Genomic DNA, 20,797 nt, shown 5'->3' on the forward strand with positions numbered 1-20,797 from the left:
GCCGCCCGCATGCTGATCCGCGACGCCCTGGAAACCGACCTGCCGGCCCTGCGCGACATCTTCAATGACGCAGTGCTCAATACCACCGCGATCTGGATGGACAACGTCGTTGACCTGGCCAACCGCCAGGCCTGGTTCGCCGCCCGCGCCCAGCAGGGCTACCCGATCCTGGTGGCCGAGAACGCCGACGGCGAGGTGGTCGGCTACGCCTCGTTCGGCGACTGGCGCCCCTTCGACGGCTTCTGCCACACGATCGAGCATTCGGTATACATCCGCGTCGACCAGCGCGGCAAAGGCCTCGGCCCGCAACTGCTGACCGCGTTGATCGAGCGCGCCAAGGCCTGCGACAAGCACGTGATGGTTGCCGCCATCGAGAGTGGAAACGCCGCCTCGATCGGCCTGCACCAGCGCCTCGGCTTCGCCATCACCGGGCAGATGCCCCAGGTGGGTCGCAAGTTCGGGCGTTGGCTGGACCTGACCTTCATGCAACTGATCCTTACCCCGGAGCGCAGCGCACCATGATCCCCGGCGAATACCAGATCCAGGACGGCGAGATCGAACTCAACGCCGGCCGCCGCACCCTCAAGCTCAGCGTGGCCAACAGCGGCGACCGGCCGATCCAGGTCGGCTCGCACTACCACTTCTTCGAGACCAACGATGCGCTGGCGTTTGATCGAGCGCTCACGCGAGGCATGCGCCTGAATATCCCGGCCGGCACCGCGGTGCGCTTCGAGCCGGGGCAGAGCCGCGAGGTCGAGCTGGTGGAACTGGCCGGCGCACGCCGGGTGTTCGGCTTCGCCGGCCGGGTGATGGGCGACCTGTAATACCTCCCCTCTCCTGCTTGCGGGAGAGGGGCCGGGGGAGCGGGCGAGCAGATCAAGCTCCTCTCCCTGGCCCTATCCCATCAATGGGAGAGGGAACTGTTCGAGCACCTGCGCTGTACGAGAGCGGACAACCGACAAGGAACATGTGATGAAGATCAGCCGCCAAGCCTATGCCGACATGTTCGGCCCCACCGTCGGCGACAAGGTGCGCCTGGCCGACACCAACCTGTGGATCGAGGTGGAGAAGGACTTCACCAGCTACGGCGAGGAAGTGAAGTTCGGCGGCGGCAAGGTGATCCGCGACGGCATGGGCCAGGGCCAGCTGTGCGCCAAAGATGTGGTCGATACGCTGATCACCAATGCACTGATCATCGACCACTGGGGCATCGTCAAGGCCGACGTCGGCCTCAAGGACGGGCGCATCCACGCCATCGGCAAGGCCGGCAACCCGGATATCCAGCCCGACGTGACCATCGCGATCGGCGCCGGCACCGAAGTGATCGCAGGAGAAGGCATGATCCTCACCGCCGGCGGCATCGATACCCATATCCACTTCATCTGCCCGCAGCAGATCGAAGAGGCGCTGATGAGTGGCGTCACCACCATGATCGGTGGCGGCACCGGGCCGGCCACCGGCACCAACGCCACCACCTGCACCTCCGGGCCCTGGCACATGGCGCGCATGCTGCAGGCCGCCGATGCCTTCCCGATGAACCTGGGCTTCACCGGCAAGGGCAACGCCTCGCTGCCGGAGCCCTTGATCGAGCAGGTGAAAGCCGGTGCTATCGGCCTCAAGCTGCACGAGGACTGGGGCACCACCCCGGCGGCGATCGACAACTGCCTGTCGGTCGCCGACCAGTACGACGTGCAGGTGGCCATCCACACCGACACGCTGAACGAGTCCGGCTTCGTCGAGACGACGCTGGGCGCGTTCAAGGGCCGCACCATCCACACCTACCACACCGAAGGCGCCGGCGGCGGCCATGCGCCGGATATCATCAAGGCGTGTGGGTTCCCGAATGTGCTGCCCAGCTCGACCAACCCGACCCGGCCGTTCACCCGCAATACCATCGACGAGCACCTGGACATGCTGATGGTCTGCCACCACCTGGACCCGAGCATCGCCGAGGACGTCGCGTTTGCCGAAAGCCGCATCCGCCGCGAGACCATCGCCGCCGAGGACATCCTGCATGACCTCGGCGCTTTCAGCATGATCAGCTCCGACAGCCAGGCCATGGGCCGCGTCGGCGAGGTGATCACCCGCACCTGGCAGACCGCCGACAAGATGAAGCAGCAGCGCGGCCCGCTGCCCGAGGACGCGCCGGGCAACGACAACTTCCGCGCCAAGCGCTACATCGCCAAGTACACCATCAACCCGGCGATCACCCACGGCATCAGCCATGAAGTGGGCTCGGTGGAAGTGGGCAAATGGGCCGATCTGGTGCTGTGGCGCCCGGCCTTCTTCGGCGTGAAGCCGACGCTGATCCTCAAGGGCGGGGCGATCGCCGCCAGCCTGATGGGCGACGCCAACGCCTCCATCCCGACGCCGCAGCCGGTGCACTACCGGCCGATGTTCGCCAGCTACGCCGGCAGCCGCCATGCCACCAGCATCACCTTCATCAGCCAGGCGGCCTTCGACGCCGGCGTGCCCGAGCAGCTGGGGCTGAAGAAGAAGATCGGTGTGGTCCGGGGCTGCCGCGAGGTGCAGAAGACCGACCTGATCCACAACGGCTACCTGCCGAGCATCGAGGTCGATCCGCAGAACTACCAGGTCAAGGCCGACGGCCAACTGCTCTGGTGCGAACCGGCCGAGGTGCTGCCAATGGCGCAGCGCTACTTCCTGTTCTGACTCCAGGCCAGCGCGGCGCCGCTGAGCATGATCACCGCCATGCCGAGTACCGCCCAGGTGTCCGGCAGGTGATCGAATGCCAGGGCGCCGATCAGCGTGGCAGTGAGGATCTGCCCATAGGTGAAGGGCGCCAGGCTGGCGGCGCTGCCGTAGCGGTAGGCATGCGTCAGCAGCATGTGGCCGCTCATCGCCAGCGCCCCGAGCGCGGCCATCAGCAGCAGGTCGTGCCACTGCGGCAGCTGCCAGGTCCAGGGCAACAGCAGGCCGGTTCCCAGGGTGCCGACCAGCGCAGTGATGAAATTGCTGGTGGCCGGGTGATCGCTCGCGCTGAGCCGGCGGGTGAGCAGCTGGTACAGGCCGAAGCAGCAGGCCGCGCCCAGCGGCAACAGGATGGCCGGCGTGAACAGCGCGCTGCCGGGCCGGACGATCAGCAGCACGCCAAGCATGCTGCCACCGATGGACAGCCACACGCCGCGCCCGACCCGCTCCTTCAGCCACAGCACCGAGAGCGCCACCACCACCAGCGGCGCCAGGAAGATCACCGCCGTCGCTTCGCCCAGTGGGATGTAGCGCAGGCCACCGTAGAACAGCAGGGTCACACCCACCAGGCTGAGGCCCCGCGCCAGCTGCAGCAGCGGCCGCCGGGTACGCAGCAGGTCCAGCCCCAGGCGCGGGGCGAACACCAACAGCATGAGCAGGCTCTGCGCCAGGTAGCGCAGGCACACCACCAGCAACAGCGGATAGGAAAGGGTCAGGGTCTTGGCCAGGGCATCCTGACTGGACAGCAGCAGGCCGGCCGCAAGAATCAGCAGAATGGCCAGGCCAGGACGGGAACGCTCGGACAAGATCAAAACAACCTAATAATGAGCCAGCTAACAATTTTGCCAAATAGCGGCTCGGGCGACCAGCACCGGCTATCCAGCCAGCGGATCAGACAGATTTTTCGGGGCTAGAGTAAATCCACCACTCCGCTCCAGGAGAGCACCATGCCCGTCTCCCCTCGTCCCATGCTGCTGACCTGCGCCCTGCTGTGCTGCGGCGCAGTCAGCGGCGAAACGCTGATCCCGCTCAACGGCCAGAGCCAGCAGCAGATTCAGAACGACATCGCCGCCTGCCAGAGCAAGACCGCCGGCAGCTCCGCCACGTCCTCCTCGGGTATCGGCGGCGAGCGTCTGCGTGGCGCCGCCGTGGGCGCGGCAGCAGGAGCAGCGGCCGCCGAAGTGCGTGGCCAGCGCCACGACGAGGTGTATGACCGCATCGATGACGATGTGAAGCAGCAATACCGGCAGAACCAGGCGCGCGAGGCAGCCGCCGCCGGCGTGGTGGTCGGCGGCTCGCGCCAGCGCCGCGAGCGACGCGCGGACAGGCGCAACGAGCAGGCCGCGCAGAGCGGCTCCAGCCAGGCCTATATCAACTGCATGAGCGCCCGCGGCTACTCGCTCAGCCCCTGATCAGCGCAGCTGGCTGTCCTTGCTGCCACGTCGGTTGTAGCCGCTGAAGGCAGCCTGTTCGCGATCGTGGGCGGCCTGGCAGTTCACGCACAGACGCACGCCGGGCACGGCCTGGCGGCGCGCCTCGGGGATCGGCACATCGCACTCCTCACAGCGGCTCAGGCTCTCACCCCGCGGCAGCTGGCTGCGGGCGCGGGCGACGGCATCTTCGATGCTGCTGTCGATCTGTTCTTGCACGGCGCTGTCGTTGGTCCAGCCTCCAGCCATGTGCACCTCCGGGGATTGCGCTCTGGCGCAGATATGCGCCCACCGGTCCGCGAATGCAAGTGCAGCGGCGGCTATGCTTGAGGGAGTCACGGAGGAATTCTGCCGATGTCACGCTTGCGCCTGCTGGCGATTCTCATGCTGTGCTGCAGCGCCCTGCCGGCGCGAGCCGAGACCTGGGTCGCCATCGACAACGCCAACCCGCCGTTCATGTACCAGCAGGACAACCAGCCCATGGGGCTCTACCCGCTGATAGTGCAGGCGGTATTTGCCCGCCTCGGCGAACCCCTGAGCATCCAGGCCATGCCTTGGAAGCGTGCGTTACTACGAGGCGCCGCAGGTGAGGTGGGGATTGCGGGCATCTACCAGAATGCCGAGCGCCTGCAGGTCTTCGATTACTCGGCGCCGATCTTCGAGGAGCGCCTGCTGCTCTACGTGCACCGCGAGAGGCCCCTGCCGTTTCGCGGCATCGAGGATCTGCACGGCAAACGCATCGGCGTCATTCGCGGCTGGAGCTACACGGAAGAGTTCGACCAGGCGGCACGCACCGGGCAGATCGATGCCCAGGAGGGCAGTTCGGACGAAGCCAACCTGCGCAAGCTGGCCTCAGGCCGCCTGGACGCGGTGATTGCCATCGAACTGGCCGGACAGCGCCTGCTCACACACGCCGGCCTGGAGCAGCTGGAGCCACTGCCGCAGCCGCTGAGCATCAATCCGACCTATCTGGTGTTCGCCCGGGCGGCAGGTCAGCAGGAGCTGCTGCAGCGCTTCGACCGGACCCTCGCGGAGATGCGCCAGGACGGTTCGCTGCAGCGCCTGATCGAGCAGGCGATCGCTACTCCTTGACGTTCATGTACTCGCGAGCCCAGACGATGTAGTCCTCGGGCTGGGTGTACTTGTGCGTCAGCTCGGTGGCGTTGAGGTCGCTGGCGGCAATGCCGCGTTGCTCGCGCAGGCAGTCGTAGGTGGCCTTGATCGCGGCGAAGTATGCGGCATGGCCATCGACCACGATGCGCACGCCGAGGCTGGCCAGGCGCGCGTCGTCGCGCAGCGACGGATTGCCGTAGCTGACCAGCATCAGCGGCACGCTGAGGTTCTGCGCGATCACCTCCAGATGCTCGAAGTCGCGCACGCCCACCATGCAGATGCCATCGGCGCCCGCCTCCTGGTAGGCCTGGGTGCGGCGGATCACCTCGTCCACCTCGAGCACCCCGGCGTGGGTGCGGGCGATGATCGCCAAGTCCGGGTCGACCCGCGCTTCCAGTGCCGCGCGGATCTTGCCGACACCCTCGTCGACGCCGATCAGGTCGGTGGACTTGCGGCCAAACTGGGCAGGCAGCAGGGTGTCTTCGAGCGTCAGCGCCGCCACGCCGGCGCGCTCCAGCTCGACCACGGTGCGCATCACGTTGAGCGCATTGCCGTAGCCGTGGTCGGCGTCGGCAATCACCGGCAGGCGCGCTACCCGGCCGATGCGGGTGGCCTGCTCGACGAACTCGCTGAGGGTGATCAGGGCGAAGTCGGGCGCTGCCAGAACTTGTAGTGAAGCTACAGAACCGCCCAGGATGCCGACCTCAAATCCGAGATCGGCGGCAATCCGGGCGGACATCGGATCGAATACCGATGCCGTGTGGTAACAGGCACTGGAGGCCAGTAGCGCGCGAAACTGCGCGCGTAGATCGTGGTGGGAGGCTCTTTGCATGGGATGCACTACGGCTGGCTATGTTCGCGTTGGGTCAGCCAATTATGTAGTAAAACTACAAAACCAGCCAGGCATTCGCTGCACAGCGTTGCAGACCTGCCTTGCGCCCCGCTTTCAGCAGCGCGCGCCTTCATCTTCCAGCCTAGCCCCATGGCGCGGTGCTGGATTAATCCTTTCGTATTTTGTTATGTTATTTCATCTATATAAGGAATCTGCATGAATAACCAAAAAATAACTGGAGTGATTGGAATATATTCACTGCTGCTTCAGCTCTCCGCCTGGGCCGAAGAGCCCCTGCAGCTGGAGAGCCTGTCGATCAGTGACAGCCACCTGGAAAGCGCCTCCAGCCCGGTCGAGGGCTACCGCGCCACCCGCTCCGCCACCGCGACCCGCACCGACACCGATATCCGCGACACCCCGCAGACCATCGAGGTGATTCCCGCCCAGGTACTGCAGGACCTCGGCAGCACGCGCATCGACCGCGCCCTGGACTTCGCCAGTGGCGTGTCGCGACAGAACAACTTCGGTGGCCTGACCTTCTACAACTACAGCGTGCGCGGTTTCACCACCGGCGAGCTGTACCGCAACGGCTTCGCCATCAACCGCGGCAGCTACAGCGCGCCGGACACCGGCGCCATCGAGCGCATCGAGGTGCTCAAGGGCCCTTCCGCCAGCCTGTATGGGCGCGGCGATCCCGGCGGCCTGGTCAATATCGTCAGCAAGCGCCCGCAGGACGAAGCCTTCACCCGGCTCGATCTCAGCGCCGGCAGCTGGGACCGCTACCGCACCAGCCTGGACAGCAACACGCCGCTGCGCGGCGACGGCAGCCTGCTGTCGCGCATCAACCTGGCGGTCGAGGACAACGGCAGCTTCCGCGACCATGTGGATAACCGTCGCCAGATCGTCACCCCCTCGCTGACCTGGCAGCTCGACCCGGACACCACGCTGCAGCTGGACGCCGAGTTGTCCCGCACCGAGTCGGTGTTCGACCGCGGCATCCCGGCGGTGAACGGCGAGATGGGCGCAGTGTCGCGCTCGACCTTCCTCGGCGAGCCGAACGACGGCCACATTCGCAACGACAACCAGACCCTCGACCTGGCGCTGGAGCGCTACCTGAACGACGACTGGAAGCTGCGCCTGGCCAACCACTACACCCAGGGCCATATGCAGGGCGACTCCAGCGAACCGGGCGCGCTGGTTGGCGACAGCGTCACCCGCCGCCTGCGCCAGCGCGATTTCGAGTGGAACGACAGCATCACCCAGGCCGAACTGCACGGCCAGGTCGAGGGCCTCGGCTGGAAGCACCAGCTGCTCGCCGGCGTGGAGTACGAGAACTACCGCAACAGCCAGAAGTACCCGCAGAGCGGCCTGTCGCTCGGCTACGGGCAGAACATCTACCACCCGGTGTACGGCGCGCCCAAGCCGACGATCACCAGCGCCAACGACTTCTTCGAGCAGACCGAGAGCTATGCGCTCAACCTGCAGGACCAGATCACCTTCAGCGAGCGCCTGCGCGGCCTGCTCGGCGTGCGCCTGGAGCGGATCGAACAGCATGCCTTGAACCGCACCAGCGGCATCTGGACCCACCAGGACAAAGACGTCGCCACGCCGCGTATCGGCGCGCTGTACCAGCTCACCCCGCAGGTCGGCGTATTCGCCAACGCCTCGACGTCCTTCCGCCCCAACGCCCTGGGCAGCCAGGGCCAGGTGTACCAACCGGAGCAAGGCATCGGCTACGAAAGTGGCCTCAAGCTCGATCTGCTCGACGGCCGCCTGGGCGGTACCATCGCCCTATTCCATATCGACAAGGAAAACGTCATCACCACCGACGCCCTCGGTGAGAGCGTGGCGGCCGGCGAGGCGCGCAGCCAGGGCCTGGACATGCAGTTCAGCGGCCAGCTGAGCGACGCCGTGCGAGTCATCGGCGCCTACGCCTATATCGATGCGGAAGTGACCCAGGGTGACGCCGCCATCCCCACCGGCAGCGACCTGCTGGGCGTGGCACAGCACAGCGGCAGCCTGATGGCGGTGTACGAGTTCCAGGGCGGCGCCCTGCAGGGCTCGGACATTGGTGCGGCAATTACCTACGTCGGCGACCGCGCTGGCGAGGCCGGTAGCGACTTCCGCCTCGACGCCTACGAAACGCTGGACCTGCTGGCCCACTACAAGGTCAGCCCGGACGTCACCCTGGGCGTGAACCTCAACAATGTCTTCGACCGCAAGTATTACGAGCGCAGCTACAACAGCGTCTGGGTCCTGCCCGGCGAGCCGCGCAACCTCAACTTCAACCTGAGCCTGGCGCTCTAAGGACTTTCTCGATGCGTACTCTTCCCCTGCTGCTCGCCGGCCTTCTCCTCTGCGGCCAGGCCGCCGCCCACGGCCTGTGGACCGAACAGCGCCGCGGCAACCATGAAGTCATCTACGGCCACGGTGCCGAGGACGATGCCTTCAAGGCCGACAAGATCAGTGGCGCCTGGGCCCATGACGGCACCGGCAAGATGGTTCCGGTGACCGTGCAGCGCCTGCACGACCATGCCCGCCTGCAGCCGCTGCGCGCACCGGCCGTGCTGGCGGTAGCCCTAGATAACGGCGCCTGGTCGCAGACGCCGGACAAACAGTGGATCAACCAGGGCCGCCGCCAGGTGCCGAACTCCACCCACTCGCTGCACACCTACAAATACAGCCTGGCGCTGCTCGCCCCCGGCGCCAAACTGCCGGACCTGAGCAAGCTGCGCCTGGCCATCGTGCCGCAGAGCGATCCGCTCGCCGTCGGCCCCGGCAAGCCGCTGCGCGTGCAGGTGCTGGTGGATGGCAAGCCGGCCAGGGAGGTGAAGCTGATCGGCGACTACCGCGGCATGCCCCATGAAGTCAGCGCCACCACCGACGCCCAGGGCTACGCCGAAGTCGTGGTGCGCAACGAAGGCCTGAACATCATCGCGGCCGAGCTGTACCTGCCGGTCAAGGGCAACCCGGATATCGAAGAACTGGGCCTGTTCAGCTCGCTGACCTTCCTCGGCCAGGCCCATCACGAGTAGGCGCGGGCTCAGCGCCCCCGTGCGGCGGGCAGCCAGCGCTGCAGAATGCCCTCCAGGCTGCCATCGCGGCGCATGCCATCGAGCTCGCCGCGCCAGCGCTCGACCAGGGCCGGCGCCGTCTGCGGCGAGAAGACGATGTAGTAGTCGGAACGCATGAATGCCAGGTGCGGCTGGACCTGGACAGGCGTCAGCCCGCCGCTGGCCAGCTCCTCGCGCAGGGTCAGGTCTTCGGTGGCGATCAGCTTGACCCGGCCATGCTTGAGCATGGTCACCATCTGCCGGGAGCTGGGCACGCCATACAGGTTGGTGAAGCCCATGCGCTGTAGCGTCTCGTAGGTGTACCACTGCTTGGGCAGGGCCAGGGTGCCGGCGCGGGCCGCGTCCTCCAGGGTGTCGATGCGCAGCTTGCTGCTCTTCAGCGAATAGAAGCGCGTCGCCCCCTGCAGGATCGGCCCGACCCACTGGAACAGCGCCTCGCGCTCGGTGGTGCGCACCACCGAGAACAGGCCGGTGTCGGCCTCGCTCTTGGCCAGGAAGTAGGCACGGGTCCAGGGCATCAGTTCGATACGGGCCTGGTTGCCGGTACGGCGGATCAGCTCGCGCACCACCTCCACCGCATAACCCTCGGGCTGGCCATCACGCAGGAAGCTGGTCGGCGGCGCTTCCTCGGTCAGCAGGCGCAACTCGGCGAGGCACACCATGGGCTGCAACAGCAGCAGTAGCAGCAAGCCGGCACCCCATGAGGGCATACCTACCTCCCACACGATCAAGGCATCAGCAATCGCCGCACCGTCTCGTCATCGAAATTGTCTTTGTTCACATAGACGGCAGGCAAACGGACCTGCCGCGGCCCTTCGAGATCACCATCGAGCACCCGATGCGCCCGGATGACACTCTCCACCCCAATTTGACTGGGCTGCTGCACCATCAACCCGACGAGCTCTCCGCGCTCCAGTGCGTCGACCAGGATGGGGCTCGCATCAAACCCTATGTGCGCCCGCTTGCCAGCCAGCCCCAGCCGCCGCAGCGTGGCGAGCATCTCCAGGGTAGTCGCCTCGCTGGGGGTGAACAGGCCATCCACCGCGCGCAATTCTTCGCCGAGGGCGAACATTGCCTGGGAGTCGGACAGGGGCAGATACCGATCGACGGCAATCCGTAGCCCGGCGTCGCGCGCGCCATCGTGAAAACCACGCTCGCGGCTGCTGGTCGAGGCCACTTGGGGGCTCAGCCGCAGCAGCGCCACACTGCCCTGCCCGCCGAGCGCCCGCGCCATCTCGCGCCCGGCCTGGCGGCCGGCACCGTAATTGTCGGTTGCAATGGAGGCAAGCACGGCGCCATCGTCCAGATCACGGTCGATGTACAGGCCCGTCACGCCCTGCGCTCTGAGCTGAGCCATGCGTACACCGACCTCGGGGCCGCTGGGCGCGACGATCAGCACGCGACAGTTGAACTTGAGCATCCGCTCGATCAGCTCCAGCTGGGTCTGGGTATCGCCATCGCGGGCGGGGCCGCGCGCGTGCAAGGGCAGTTGCATCTCGGCGGCAGTGGCTTGCGCAGCCTGGCGCACCTGACCCCAGAACGACTGCCCGCCAGCGCTGGTGACCAGGCTGATGCAGCGTTCCTGGGCGACCGCCGCCGAACTGAGCAGCAGCCAGCAGCACAACCAGCAGTTCTTGAGCTTGTACTTCATTGACTCAGCCTGTTCCTGGCGGTCGGCGACCTTGAGAGTTTAGCAGCCGCGACCACAGGTTCCCGAACTACAGACCATCTGCCCGCGCACAAGGCAAGAGTCTCGCATAGAATGCGCGGCCGTTTTTCCGGAACCACCGCACCATGAATCAAGCCTCCCCCGCCAATGCCCTGGGTATCGACTTCGGTACCTCCAACTCCACCGTCGGCTGGTGGCGGCCGGGCATGGAGCCGCTACTGGAACTGGAAGACGGCAAGATCACCCTGCCTTCGGTGATCTTCTTCAACACCGAAGAGCGCCGCCCGGTCTATGGTCGCCAGGCCCTGAGCGAGTACCTCGATGGCTACGAAGGGCGCCTGATGCGTGCGCTGAAAAGCCTGCTCGGCTCCAAGCTGCTGAAAAGCGAAACCACCGTGCTGGGCAGCGCCCTGCCCTTTCGCGACCTGCTCGGCTTCTTTATCGGCGAGCTGAAAAAGCGCGCCGAGAGCCAGGCCGAGCGCGAATTCGACCAAGTGGTGCTGGGCCGCCCGGTGTTCTTCGTCGACGACGACCCGCTCGCCGATGCCGAGGCCGCCAACACCCTGCTGGCGGTGGCGCACAAACTCGGCTTCAAGGACGTGTCCTTCCAGTTCGAGCCGATTGCCGCGGCCTTCGACTACGAGCGCACGATCCAGCGCGAGGAGCTGGTGCTGATCGTCGACATCGGCGGCGGTACCTCGGACTTCTCCCTGGTGCGCCTGGCACCGCAGCGTCGCGAGCTGAATGAGCGCCAGGACGACATCCTCGCCACCGGCGGCGTGCACATCGGCGGTACCGACTTCGACAAGCAGCTGAGCCTGGACGGGGTGATGCCGCTGTTCGGCTACGGCAGCCGGATGAAGAGCGACGCGCTGATGCCCACCAGCCACCACCTCAACCTGGCCACCTGGCACACCATCAACGCGGTGTACGCGCAGAAAGCCCAGCTGGCGCTGAAGAACATGCGCTACGACATCGTCGATCCGACCGGCGTCGACCGCCTGCTGCGCCTCACCGAGCAGCGTGCCGGCCACTGGCTGGCGATGCAGGTGGAAGAGGCGAAGATCGCCCTGACCGAGCAGGACAGCCACCGCATTGACCTGGCACGCATCGAGGATGACCTGCAGGTGCTGCTCGACCGGCCGCTGTTCGATCAGGCCATCGACGGCCTGCTGCAGCGCATTCGCGCCGGCGTCGACGAACTGCTGAACCGCGCCGGCGTGCGCCATGCCGAGGTCGACACGATCTTCTTCACCGGCGGCTCCAGCAGCGTACCGGCCCTGCGCCAAAGCGTCGCCGCCCTGTTGCCCAATGCCCGCGCCACCGAGGGCAACAGCTTCGGCAGCATCGGCAGCGGCCTGGCCATCGAAGCCGCGCGTCGTTACGGCTGAGCCGTTGGCGCGCCCGGCTGCTGAATGCCAGCGCCGGGTGCGCTAGGGTTAGCCTTCGCCCACTTACGGAGATCGCCATGCGCAATGCCCTGCTTCTCGCCAGCCTGCTCGCCCTCGCCGCCTGCGACGGCGGCGCGGCCACTGCCACCACCGCCAAGCTGCAAGCCGACAAGGCGCAGCAGGCCCAGCAGCAGATGGAGCAGCTCAAGCAGCAGATCGATCAGGTCAATGCCCAGAGCCAGCAACGCCTGCAGGAGCAGCTGGACCAGCAGTGAAGCCGTGCGCCAGAGCCGCCCCGAAGTAGCCCGGAGGCAATCCGGGGGGCGGTACTGCCTGCGTCCCGGATTGCATCCGGGCTACGACAGGGTTCGTGCAACAAAAAAGGCCGGGCAAATGCCCGGCCTTTTTATTGGCACAGCCTAATCAGGCGGCGCGGCGCAACAGGAAGAAGCCGGCCAGGGCACAGATCCCCGCCGGCACCACCACGGCCAGCAGCGGCGAGAAGCCGAACACCAGGCTGGACGGCCCCAGCAGGTCCTGGGCGATGCGGAACACGAAACCCACCAGCACGCCGGTGAACACGCGCTGGCCGAGCGTTACCGAGCGCAGCGGGCCGAAGATGAAGGAGATCGCCATCAGCACCAGCGCGGCGGTCACCAGCGGCTGCAGCACCTTGGTCCAGAACGCCAGCCAGTAGCTGCCATTGCTCAGCCCCTGCTCGCCCAGGTAATGGATATAGCGCCACAGGCCGCTGATCGACAGGGCATCCGGCGCCAGCACCACGGTGCCGAGCAACTGCGGCGTGAGCTCGATGTCCCAGCGCTGGCGGTCGGCCTGCTGCACCTCGGTGCGCCTGTCATGGAACAGCGTGGTCTTCACCTCTTCCAGCTGCCAGTGGTCGCCCTGGTACTGGGCGCGACGGGCAAAGCTGGCGGCTTGCAGCTTGCGCTGTTCGTCGAACTGGTAGCGGGTCACGCCGATCAGCTTGCCGCCCGGCTGCACGGCGTTGATGTGCACGTACTCCTGGCCCTGGCGATGCCACAGGCCATGTTTGGAACTCTGTGCCTCGCCGCCGCCCTGGGCCAGCGAACGATGGGCCTGGGCCTGGTTCTCGCTCCAGGGCGCCAGGTACTCGCCGATCAGCACGCCGACCAGCATCAGCACCAGCATGGGCTTCATCACCGCCCAGACGATGCGCCCGACCGACACGCCGGCAGCGCGCATGATGGTCAGCTCGCTGTTGCTGGCCAGGCTGCCGAGGCCGATCAGGCAGCCGATCAGCGCGGCCATCGGCAGCATCTCGTAGGCGCGCCGCGGCAGGGTCAGCACCACGTAGATCAGTGCCTCCAGAGTGCCGTAGCTGTCGCTGAGGTCGCCCAGCTCGTCGATGAAGGCAAACAACAGGGCCAGGCCGACGATGATGCCGAGCACCGAGAGGATGGCCAGGAAGACACTGGTACCGATATAGCGGTCGAGCTTATGCATGGGCCATCTCCTTGACTGCACGGCGACTGGCCAGCTTGAGTTTCATCGGTTGCCAGAGGAACAGTGCGGCGCCAATCAGCAGGAACAATGCGTGCACCCACCACAGGCCCAGCTCCATGGGAATCTTGCCCTTGTCCAGCTGGCCGCGCGCGCCGATCAGCAGCGCCAGGTAGGCCATATACAGGAGGATTGCCGGCAACAGCTTGAGGAAGCGGCCCTGGCGCGGATTGACCCGTGCCAGCGGCACCGCCAGCAGGGTGACGATGAACACCAGCAGCGGAATGGACAGGCGCCACTGCAGCTCGGCCTGGTAGCGCGGTTCGTCGCTGCCGATCAGCTCGCGGGTGGGCACCGCTTCGCGCTCGCCGATCTCGGCGCTGACGCTGGGCTTGGGCAGCAGCACGCCGTGGGTCTCGTACTGGGTGGCACGATAGTCGGCCTGGCCAGGATTGCCGTCGTAGCGGTAACCGTTCTCCAGGATCAGGTAGCGGCTGCCGTCCGCCTGGATCACCTGCCGCCCCTTCTCGGCCACCAGCACGGTGATGCCGCTCTGCTTCGGCTTCTCACCCTCGACCTGGCGCTGCATGCGCTTCTCGCTGATGAACACGCCGGCCAGCTGGCCGCGGTCGTCGGACAGGCCCTCGGTATAGGTCACCCGCGAGCCATCCTTCATCGCCTGGAAACGCCCCGGCACCAGGGTGTCGAACTCGGTCATGGCGTCCTGCTGGTTGAAGATCTTCGCCACTTCGGCCACGCCCTGCGGCGCCAGGCCCAGGCTCAGCCAGGCGACTATCACGGCGACGATGGCGGCCGGCGCCATGCTGTAGCCGAGCAGGCGGCGGTTGCTCATGCCGGTAGCGGACAGCACGGTCATCTCGCTGTCCAGGTACAGGCGCCCGTAGGCCAGCAGGATGCCGAGGAACAGGCCCAGCGGCAGGATCAGCTGGAGGAAGCCGGGCATGCGGTAGCCCATGATCAGGAACAGCACGCTCGGGTCCAGCACTCCCTGTGCGGCCTGGGCCAGATACTTGATGAAACGCCCACTCATGATGATCACCAGCAGCACGGCGCTCACTGCACTGAGGGTCACCAGCACTTCGCGGGACAGATAACGGAAGACGATCAAACCGGACGCTCCAGGGTTGTCAGGCTCAGGCGGCAACGCTCACACTAGCCGCACTCGGTTGCACGGCCCGCCACGGCGGACCTCGAAAAAATAGCCGGCATTATCCTGCAAACCCGACTCTTTGTCTTGGGGACAGCTCACCATGGAATTCCTCGTCAAAAGCACCCGCCCGGAAACCCTGAAGACCGCCACCCTGGTCGTCGCCCTCGGCGAGGGCCGCAAGCTCGGCACCGCCGCCAAGGCGCTGGATGATGCCAGCGGCGGCGCCATCTCGGCCGTGCTCAAGCGCGGCGACATCGCCGGCAAGCAGGGCCAGACCCTGCTGCTGCACAGCCTGCCGGGCCTCAAGGCCGAGCGTGTGCTGCTGCTCGGCAGCGGCAAGGGCGAACTCTCCGACCGCCAGTTCCGCAAATTGGTTGCAGCCGCCCATGGCGTACTGAAGAACCTCGGCGGTGGCGACGCGGTGCTAGCCCTCGGCGAACTCAAGGTCAAGGGCCGCGATGCCTACGGCAAGGCCCGCCTGCTGGTGGAAACCCTGGCCGATGGCGGCTATCTGTTCGACCAGTTCAAGAGCAAGAAGGCCGAGCCGAAGACGCTGAAGAAGATCACCCTGGTCGTCGACAAGGCCGAACTGGCCGATGTCGAGCGCGGCAGCCTGCACGCCCGCGCCATCGCCACCGGCATGGCCTTTACCAAGGACCTCGGCAACCTGCCGCCGAACCTCTGCCACCCCAGCCACCTGGCCGAAGAGGCCAAGGCCCTGGCCAAGGCGCACAAGAACCTCAAGGTCGACATCCTCGACGAGAAGAAGCTCAAGGAGCTGGGCGCCGGCGCCTTCCTCGCCGTGGCCCAGGGCAGCGAGCAGCCGCCGCGGATGATCGTGCTCCACTACCAGGGCGGCAAGAAGGACGAAAAACCCTTCGCCCTGGTCGGCAAGGGCATCACCTTCGACACCGGCGGCATCAGCATCAAGCCGGCCGCCGGCATGGACGAGATGAAATACGACATGTGCGGCGCCGCCAGCGTGCTCGGCACCCTGCGCGCCGTGCTGGAGCTGCAACTGCCGATCAACCTGGTATGCCTGCTGGCCTGCGCCGAGAACATGCCCAGCGGCCGCGCCACCCGCCCCGGTGACATCGTCACCACCATGAGCGGGCAGACCGTGGAAATCCTCAACACCGACGCCGAAGGCCGCCTGGTGCTGTGCGACACCCTGACCTATGCCGAGCGCTTCAAGCCGCAGGCAGTGATCGACGTCGCCACCCTCACCGGCGCCTGCGTGGTGGCCCTGGGCTCGGTGGTGTCGGGTCTGATGGGTAACAACGACGCCCTGGTGAAACAGATCCTCAAGGCCGGCGAGCACGCCGACGACCGCGCCTGGCAGCTGCCACTGCACGACGAGTACCAGGAACAGCTCGACAGCCCCTTCGCCGACATCGCCAACATCGGCGGACCGAAGGCCGGCAGCATCACCGCTGGCTGCTTCCTGTCGCGCTTCGCCAAGAACTACCACTGGGCGCACCTGGACATCGCCGGTACCGCCTGGGTCAGCGGCGGCAAGGACAAGGGTGCCACCGGCCGCCCGGTACCCCTACTGACCCAGTACCTGCTCGACCGCGCCCAGGCCTGACCCGGCCCATGCGCGTCGAATTCTACGTGCTCTCCAGCGCCACGCCGGAAGGCCGCCTGCGCGCGGCCTGCCAGCTCGCCGCCAAGGCCTGGAAGGCCGGCCTGCCGGTGTTCCTGCGCGGCGCCGACCAGGCGCAGTGCGAGGAGCTGGACCGGCTGCTGTGGAGCTTCCGCCCGGAATCCTTCATCCCCCACGGCCTGCACGAGGACGATGCGCAGGCACCGGTGGTGATCGGCCTGGACCAGGAGCCGGCGCAGGCCGGCGGCGTGCTGCTCAACCTGCACCCGCAGTTGTCGCCGCACCTGGCCCGGTTCAATCGGGTGATCGAGATCGTCAACCAGGAGCCGGCGCTGCTGGCCCAGTGTCGCGAGAATTTCCGCCAGTATCGCCAGCTGGGTCACGACCCGCAGCGCGTCGAGCTGTGAAATGCAGCGCATTCTCGAAATAGCCCGCCACAGAGCGTAGAATCGGCCGCCTCGGCCACCTTCCCAGCCTGCAATGCCTATGGACAGCTCCAAACCACCAAAGCCCGATCTCCTGCTGGATGACCTGGAAGCCATCCGCCAGCTGCTGGAGAAAGAGCAACTGGAACCGCCGCTGCTGACCGAAACACTGGACGATGACCTGCAGATTCCCGTGCTGTCGGAAATCATCGAACCGGGCCCGGACGCACCGGCCACCGCGCCGCTGGCCGCGGTCACCCTGTCCTATCCGGTGCAACCCGCCGTCGCACCGCCCCAGCCGCAGCCCACGCGCCCTGTGCCGGCAACCCCCAGCGCCGCGAGCATCGGCAGCACCGTGCAGCAGAGCCTGGCGGCCCAGGGCAAACTGGACGCCGAGCTGCGCGCCGCCGCCCAGCTGATCCTGCAGGATGTGATCGACGACTTCGTGCCGCAGATCGAGGCCGAGCTCAAGCGTCGCCTGGACGCCCGCCTGGACCGCCTGCTCAAGCAGCCCAAAGCCTAGCCATACGGCGGCCAGTGGCCCACGGGTGGCGCCAGCCGTTATACTCGGCGGCTTCCCGCTCAGTTGCCAATACGGTCCCGCCGACTCATGGACAAGACCTACCAGCCCCACGCCATCGAAACCGCCCTGTACCAGAACTGGGAGGCGAACAACTACTTCGCCCCGCAAGGTTCCGGCGAGCCCTATACCATCATGATCCCGCCGCCGAACGTCACCGGCAGCCTGCACATGGGCCACGGTTTCAACAACTCGATCATGGACTGCCTGGTGCGCTTCCGCCGCATGCAGGGCCGCAACACCCTGTGGCAGCCGGGCACCGACCACGCGGGCATCGCCACGCAGATGGTGGTCGAGCGCCAGCTGGCCGCCGAGGGCATCGGCCGCCACGACCTGGGCCGCGAGAAGTTCCTGGAGAAGGTCTGGGAGTGGAAGGAACAGTCCGGCGGCACCATCACCCGGCAGATCCGTCGCCTGGGCTCCTCGGTGGACTGGTCGCGCGAACGCTTCACCATGGACGAGGGACTGTCCGAAGCCGTGAAGGAAGCCTTCGTGCGCCTGCACCAGGACGGCCTGATCTACCGCGGCAAGCGCCTGGTCAACTGGGACACCAAGTTCCACACCGCGATTTCCGACCTCGAAGTGGAAAACCACGACGAGAAGGGCCACCTGTGGAACCTGCGCTACCCGCTGGCCGACGGCAAGAAGACCGCCGAGGGCCTGGACTACCTGATCGTCGCCACCACCCGCCCGGAAACCATGCTCGGCGACTCCGCCGTGGCCGTGCACCCGGAAGACGAGCGCTACAAGACCCTGATCGGCAGCTACATCGAGCTGCCGCTGGTGGGCCGCCGCATCCCGATCATCGCCGACGACTACTGCGACCCCGAGTTCGGCACCGGCTGCGTGAAGATCACCCCGGCCCACGACTTCAACGACTATGAAGTCGGCAAGCGCCACAACCTGCCGCTGATCAACATCTTCGACAAGGACGCCCAGGTGCTCGCCAAGGCCCAGGTGTTCAACATCGACGGCAGCGTCAACGCCGAGATCGACGGCAGCCTGCCGGCCGAATACGCCGGCCTCGACCGCTTCGTCGCGCGCAAGCAGATCGTCGCCGCCTTCGAGGCCGCCGGCCTGCTGGAGAAGATCGAAGACCACGCCCTGAAAGTGCCGAAGGGTGACCGCTCCGGCACCGTCATCGAGCCGTGGCTGACCGACCAGTGGTACGTCTCCACCAAGCCGCTGGCAGAAAAAGCCATCGCCGTGGTCGAGAGCGGCGAGATTCAGTTCGTGCCCAAGCAGTACGAGAACATGTACTTCAGCTGGATGCGCGACATCCAGGACTGGTGCATCAGCCGTCAGCTGTGGTGGGGCCACCGCATCCCGGCCTGGTACGACGAGGCCGGCAACGTCTATGTCGGCCGCGACGAGGCGGAAGTCCGCGCCAAGCACAACCTGGGTGACATCGCCCTGCGTCAGGACGAAGACGTGCTGGACACCTGGTTCAGCTCCGGCCTGTGGACCTTCTCCACCCTCGGCTGGCCGCAGCAGACCGACTTCCTCAAGACCTTCCATCCCACCGACGTGCTGGTCACCGGCTTCGACATCATCTTCTTCTGGGTCGCCCGGATGATCATGCTGTCCACCCACCTGACCGGGCAGATCCCGTTCAAGACCGTGTACGTGCACGGTCTGGTGCGCGACGGCCAGGGCCAGAAGATGTCCAAGTCCAAGGGCAACGTGCTCGACCCGCTGGACATCGTCGACGGCATCGATCTGGAAGCCCTGGTGGCCAAGCGCACCAGCGGCATGATGCAGCCCAAGCTGGCCGAGAAGATCGCCAAACAGACCCGCGCCGAGTTCCCCGAAGGCATCGCCGCCTACGGCACCGACGCCCTGCGCTTCACCAACCTGGCGCTGGCTTCCACCGGTCGTGATATCAAGTTCGACATGGGCCGCGTCGAGGGCTACCGCAACTTCTGCAACAAGCTGTGGAACGCTGCCAACTTCGTCATCGAGAACACCGATAACCAGGACACCGGCATCAATGGTGAGGCCGTCGACCTGTCACCGGTCGACCGCTGGATCATCTCCGCGCTGCAGCGCTGCGAACAGGACGTGACCCGCCACCTCGATGCCTTCCGCTTCGACATGGCCGCCCAGGCCCTCTACGAGTTCATCTGGGACGAGTACTGCGCCTGGTACCTCGAACTGGTCAAGCCGGTGCTGTGGGACGAAAACGCCCCGATCGAGCGCCAGCGCGGCACCCGCCGCACCCTGGTGCGCGTGCTGGAAGTGATCCTGCGCCTGGCCCACCCGTTCATGCCCTTCATCACCGAAGAAATCTGGCAGCGCATCAAGGCCCAGGCCGGCAAGGACGGCGCCACCCTTATGCTGCAACCCTGGCCGGTAGCAGCCGAGGAGCGTATCGACGCCGCTGCCGAAGGCGACATCGAGTGGGTCAAGCAACTGATGCTCGGCGTGCGGCAGATCCGTGGCGAGATGAAGATCTCCATGGCCAAGCGCATCGACATCATCGTGCAGAACGCCAATGCCGAAGACCTGCGCCGCCTGGCCGACTTCGAGCCGCTGCTGAACAAGCTGGCCAAGCTGGAGTCGGTACGCGTGCTGGCCGCTGGCGAGGAAGCGCCGATGTCCGCCACCGCCCTGGTCGGCGAGATGCAGGTACTGGTGCCGATGGCCGGGCTGATCGACAAGGACGCCGAACTGGCGCGCCTGGACAAGGAAATCCAGCGCCTGCAAGGCGAAGTCCAGCGCGTCGGCGGCAAGCTGAGCAACGAAGGCTTCGTCGCCAAGGCCCCGGCCGAAGTGCTCGACAAGGAGCGCGCCAAGCTGGCCGAAGCCGAAGCGGCACTGGCCAAGCTGGTCGAGCAGCGCGAGAAGATCGCCAATCTGTAAGTTGAAGCCGAGGCCCGCTAAACGCGGGCCTCGTGCTTTTACCCCCTCGCCCGCCCTGCCGCAGGCCACTCGGAGCAGCCTGGAAGCCCCAGGGAACACATCAGGAGCGCCCATGGAAGTCAGCAAGACCCGCACCAGCTTCTACCGCCGCCTCTACGTCGCCTGGCTGATCGACAGCGGCAGCGCCAGCAGCGTGCCGGCGCTGATGGCCGCCACCGGCATGCCGCGGCGCACCGCCCAGGACACCCTGGCGGCGCTGGCCGAACTGGATATCCACTGCGACTTCATCCAGCACGATGGCGAGCGCAACAACGCCGGGCACTATGAAATCCGCGACTGGGGCCCGATCGACCGTGCCTGGGTGGCGGCGCATCTGGCCCAGATCAAGGCGCTGCTCGGCTACCCCTGACGGCGAATCTGTACGTCGATTCTGTTCGCCGGAAATATCTG

Annotated in this window: 21 protein-coding genes; 14 read left to right on the plus strand and 7 right to left on the minus strand. The window is 66.4% G+C overall.

The genetic code is table 11. From position 1 onward, the window contains the following. Nucleotides 1-9: 9 nt before the first annotated feature. The 3 genes from PA6_RS13380 (at nt 10) to ureC (ending at nt 2,673) form a co-directional block, all read left to right on the plus strand. Nucleotides 10-522 carry a GNAT family N-acetyltransferase gene (locus tag PA6_RS13380; RefSeq protein WP_021701464.1) on the plus strand — a complete coding sequence of 171 codons (513 nt, stop codon included), beginning with the start codon at nt 10-12 and terminating at the stop codon, nt 520-522. Further along, nucleotides 519-824 (plus strand): urease subunit beta, encoded by a 306-nt coding sequence (locus PA6_RS13385; RefSeq protein ID WP_021701465.1) that lies wholly within the window; start codon nt 519-521, stop codon nt 822-824. Before PA6_RS13380 ends, PA6_RS13385 begins: the two co-directional genes overlap by 4 nt. Before the next feature lie 148 nt (nt 825-972). Next, a complete protein-coding gene (ureC, locus tag PA6_RS13390) occupies nt 973-2,673 on the plus strand; it encodes an urease subunit alpha (protein WP_021701466.1) in 1,701 nt (566 codons plus the stop codon). On the opposite strand, the gene PA6_RS13395 is transcribed toward ureC, so the two are convergent. Continuing rightward, nucleotides 2,658-3,518 carry a DMT family transporter gene (locus tag PA6_RS13395; RefSeq protein ID WP_021701467.1) on the minus strand — a complete coding sequence of 287 codons (861 nt, stop codon included), beginning with the start codon at nt 3,516-3,518 and terminating at the stop codon, nt 2,658-2,660. The genes ureC and PA6_RS13395 overlap by 16 nt on opposite strands. A gap of 141 nt (nt 3,519-3,659) precedes the next feature. Between PA6_RS13395 and PA6_RS13400 the strand changes: the two genes are divergently transcribed. Then, on the plus strand, nt 3,660-4,124 hold the full coding sequence (locus PA6_RS13400; protein WP_021701468.1) for a YMGG-like glycine zipper-containing protein: 465 nt from the start codon (nt 3,660-3,662) through the stop codon (nt 4,122-4,124). Here the strand turns inward: PA6_RS13400 and PA6_RS13405 are convergent, their stop codons facing one another. Then, nucleotides 4,125-4,391, minus strand: a complete 267-nt coding sequence (locus PA6_RS13405; RefSeq protein ID WP_021701469.1) for a DksA/TraR family C4-type zinc finger protein — start codon at nt 4,389-4,391, stop codon at nt 4,125-4,127. Between the two features lie 105 nt (nt 4,392-4,496). On the opposite strand from PA6_RS13405, the gene PA6_RS22520 reads away from it, so the two are divergent. Then, a complete protein-coding gene (locus tag PA6_RS22520) occupies nt 4,497-5,234 on the plus strand; it encodes a substrate-binding periplasmic protein (RefSeq protein ID WP_021701470.1) in 738 nt (245 codons plus the stop codon). Here PA6_RS22520 and PA6_RS13415 read toward each other — a convergent pair. Beyond that, a complete protein-coding gene (locus tag PA6_RS13415) occupies nt 5,224-6,087 on the minus strand; it encodes an isocitrate lyase/PEP mutase family protein (protein ID WP_021701471.1) in 864 nt (287 codons plus the stop codon). The genes PA6_RS22520 and PA6_RS13415 overlap by 11 nt on opposite strands. 216 nt (nt 6,088-6,303) lie before the next feature. Here PA6_RS13415 and PA6_RS13420 point away from each other — a divergent pair, with 216 nt between their 5' ends. Both PA6_RS13420 and PA6_RS13425 read left to right on the plus strand, forming a co-directional pair. Then, nucleotides 6,304-8,394, plus strand: coding sequence for a TonB-dependent siderophore receptor (locus tag PA6_RS13420; RefSeq protein ID WP_021701472.1), 2,091 nt, complete (start codon nt 6,304-6,306; stop codon nt 8,392-8,394). An 11-nt stretch (nt 8,395-8,405) separates the two neighbouring features. Continuing rightward, entirely contained in the window at nt 8,406-9,122 is a 717-nt protein-coding gene (locus tag PA6_RS13425; protein WP_021701473.1) for a DUF4198 domain-containing protein, read from the plus strand. An 8-nt stretch (nt 9,123-9,130) separates the two neighbouring features. Here PA6_RS13425 and PA6_RS13430 read toward each other — a convergent pair whose 3' ends face one another. After that, nucleotides 9,131-9,871: a substrate-binding periplasmic protein gene (locus PA6_RS13430; RefSeq protein WP_021701474.1), complete on the minus strand. Its 741-nt coding sequence runs from the start codon at nt 9,869-9,871 to the stop codon at nt 9,131-9,133. Between the two features lie 17 nt (nt 9,872-9,888). After that, on the minus strand, nt 9,889-10,812 hold the full coding sequence (locus PA6_RS13435; protein WP_021701475.1) for a substrate-binding domain-containing protein: 924 nt from the start codon (nt 10,810-10,812) through the stop codon (nt 9,889-9,891). A 143-nt stretch (nt 10,813-10,955) separates the two neighbouring features. Between PA6_RS13435 and PA6_RS13440 the strand changes: the two genes are divergently transcribed. Both PA6_RS13440 and PA6_RS13445 read left to right on the plus strand, forming a co-directional pair. Further along, the gene (locus tag PA6_RS13440; RefSeq protein ID WP_021701476.1) at nt 10,956-12,221 is read left to right on the plus strand and encodes an Hsp70 family protein; all 1,266 of its coding nucleotides are present in this window, start codon (nt 10,956-10,958) and stop codon (nt 12,219-12,221) included. A 77-nt stretch (nt 12,222-12,298) separates the two neighbouring features. Next, complete coding sequence (locus PA6_RS13445; protein ID WP_021701477.1) at nt 12,299-12,496, plus strand: hypothetical protein; 198 nt, start codon at nt 12,299-12,301, stop codon at nt 12,494-12,496. A 148-nt stretch (nt 12,497-12,644) separates the two neighbouring features. Here PA6_RS13445 and lptG read toward each other — a convergent pair whose 3' ends face one another. Next, complete coding sequence (gene lptG / locus PA6_RS13450; protein WP_021701478.1) at nt 12,645-13,706, minus strand: LPS export ABC transporter permease LptG; 1,062 nt, start codon at nt 13,704-13,706, stop codon at nt 12,645-12,647. After that, the gene (lptF, locus tag PA6_RS13455) at nt 13,699-14,832 is read right to left on the minus strand and encodes an LPS export ABC transporter permease LptF (protein WP_021701479.1); all 1,134 of its coding nucleotides are present in this window, start codon (nt 14,830-14,832) and stop codon (nt 13,699-13,701) included. The genes lptG and lptF overlap by 8 nt, the downstream gene beginning before the upstream one ends. 142 nt (nt 14,833-14,974) lie before the next feature. On the opposite strand from lptF, the gene PA6_RS13460 reads away from it, so the two are divergent. The 5 genes from PA6_RS13460 (at nt 14,975) to PA6_RS13480 (ending at nt 20,756) form a co-directional block, all read left to right on the plus strand. Beyond that, nucleotides 14,975-16,462 (plus strand): leucyl aminopeptidase, encoded by a 1,488-nt coding sequence (locus tag PA6_RS13460; RefSeq protein ID WP_021701480.1) that lies wholly within the window; start codon nt 14,975-14,977, stop codon nt 16,460-16,462. Nucleotides 16,463-16,470: 8 nt separating this feature from the next. Beyond that, entirely contained in the window at nt 16,471-16,887 is a 417-nt protein-coding gene (locus tag PA6_RS13465) for a DNA polymerase III subunit chi (protein ID WP_021701481.1), read from the plus strand. Nucleotides 16,888-16,966: 79 nt separating this feature from the next. Continuing rightward, complete coding sequence (locus PA6_RS13470) at nt 16,967-17,428, plus strand: hypothetical protein (RefSeq protein WP_021701482.1); 462 nt, start codon at nt 16,967-16,969, stop codon at nt 17,426-17,428. 87 nt (nt 17,429-17,515) lie between these two features. Then, complete coding sequence (locus tag PA6_RS13475; protein ID WP_021701483.1) at nt 17,516-20,347, plus strand: valine--tRNA ligase; 2,832 nt, start codon at nt 17,516-17,518, stop codon at nt 20,345-20,347. Between the two features lie 112 nt (nt 20,348-20,459). Further along, complete coding sequence (locus PA6_RS13480) at nt 20,460-20,756, plus strand: winged helix-turn-helix domain-containing protein (protein ID WP_021701484.1); 297 nt, start codon at nt 20,460-20,462, stop codon at nt 20,754-20,756. Nucleotides 20,757-20,797 lie beyond the last annotated feature (41 nt).

It is taken from the genome of Aquipseudomonas alcaligenes NBRC 14159, assembly GCF_000467105.1.
GTDB lineage: Bacteria > Pseudomonadota > Gammaproteobacteria > Pseudomonadales > Pseudomonadaceae > Aquipseudomonas > Aquipseudomonas alcaligenes.

Excerpts from the sequence above, each read along its gene's own strand:
- PA6_RS13440 (WP_021701476.1), top strand. The coding sequence starts at position 10,956 with ATGAATCAAGCCTCCCCCGCCAATGCCCTGGGTATCGACTTCGGTACC.
- PA6_RS13480 (WP_021701484.1), top strand. The coding sequence starts at position 20,460 with ATGGAAGTCAGCAAGACCCGCACCAGCTTCTACCGCCGCCTCTACGTC.
- PA6_RS22520 (WP_021701470.1), top strand. The coding sequence starts at position 4,497 with ATGTCACGCTTGCGCCTGCTGGCGATTCTCATGCTGTGCTGCAGCGCC.
- PA6_RS13425 (WP_021701473.1), top strand. The coding sequence starts at position 8,406 with ATGCGTACTCTTCCCCTGCTGCTCGCCGGCCTTCTCCTCTGCGGCCAG.
- PA6_RS13475 (WP_021701483.1), top strand. The coding sequence starts at position 17,516 with ATGGACAAGACCTACCAGCCCCACGCCATCGAAACCGCCCTGTACCAG.
- PA6_RS13470 (WP_021701482.1), top strand. The coding sequence starts at position 16,967 with ATGGACAGCTCCAAACCACCAAAGCCCGATCTCCTGCTGGATGACCTG.
- lptG (WP_021701478.1), bottom strand. The coding sequence starts at position 13,706 with ATGCATAAGCTCGACCGCTATATCGGTACCAGTGTCTTCCTGGCCATC.
- PA6_RS13385 (WP_021701465.1), top strand. The coding sequence starts at position 519 with ATGATCCCCGGCGAATACCAGATCCAGGACGGCGAGATCGAACTCAAC.
- PA6_RS13415 (WP_021701471.1), bottom strand. The coding sequence starts at position 6,087 with ATGCAAAGAGCCTCCCACCACGATCTACGCGCGCAGTTTCGCGCGCTA.
- PA6_RS13380 (WP_021701464.1), top strand. The coding sequence starts at position 10 with ATGCTGATCCGCGACGCCCTGGAAACCGACCTGCCGGCCCTGCGCGAC.
- PA6_RS13430 (WP_021701474.1), bottom strand. The coding sequence starts at position 9,871 with ATGCCCTCATGGGGTGCCGGCTTGCTGCTACTGCTGCTGTTGCAGCCC.
- PA6_RS13420 (WP_021701472.1), top strand. The coding sequence starts at position 6,304 with ATGAATAACCAAAAAATAACTGGAGTGATTGGAATATATTCACTGCTG.
- PA6_RS13405 (WP_021701469.1), bottom strand. The coding sequence starts at position 4,391 with ATGGCTGGAGGCTGGACCAACGACAGCGCCGTGCAAGAACAGATCGAC.
- PA6_RS13435 (WP_021701475.1), bottom strand. The coding sequence starts at position 10,812 with ATGAAGTACAAGCTCAAGAACTGCTGGTTGTGCTGCTGGCTGCTGCTC.
- PA6_RS13465 (WP_021701481.1), top strand. The coding sequence starts at position 16,471 with ATGCGCGTCGAATTCTACGTGCTCTCCAGCGCCACGCCGGAAGGCCGC.
- ureC (WP_021701466.1), top strand. The coding sequence starts at position 973 with ATGAAGATCAGCCGCCAAGCCTATGCCGACATGTTCGGCCCCACCGTC.
- PA6_RS13400 (WP_021701468.1), top strand. The coding sequence starts at position 3,660 with ATGCCCGTCTCCCCTCGTCCCATGCTGCTGACCTGCGCCCTGCTGTGC.
- PA6_RS13460 (WP_021701480.1), top strand. The coding sequence starts at position 14,975 with ATGGAATTCCTCGTCAAAAGCACCCGCCCGGAAACCCTGAAGACCGCC.
- PA6_RS13445 (WP_021701477.1), top strand. The coding sequence starts at position 12,299 with ATGCGCAATGCCCTGCTTCTCGCCAGCCTGCTCGCCCTCGCCGCCTGC.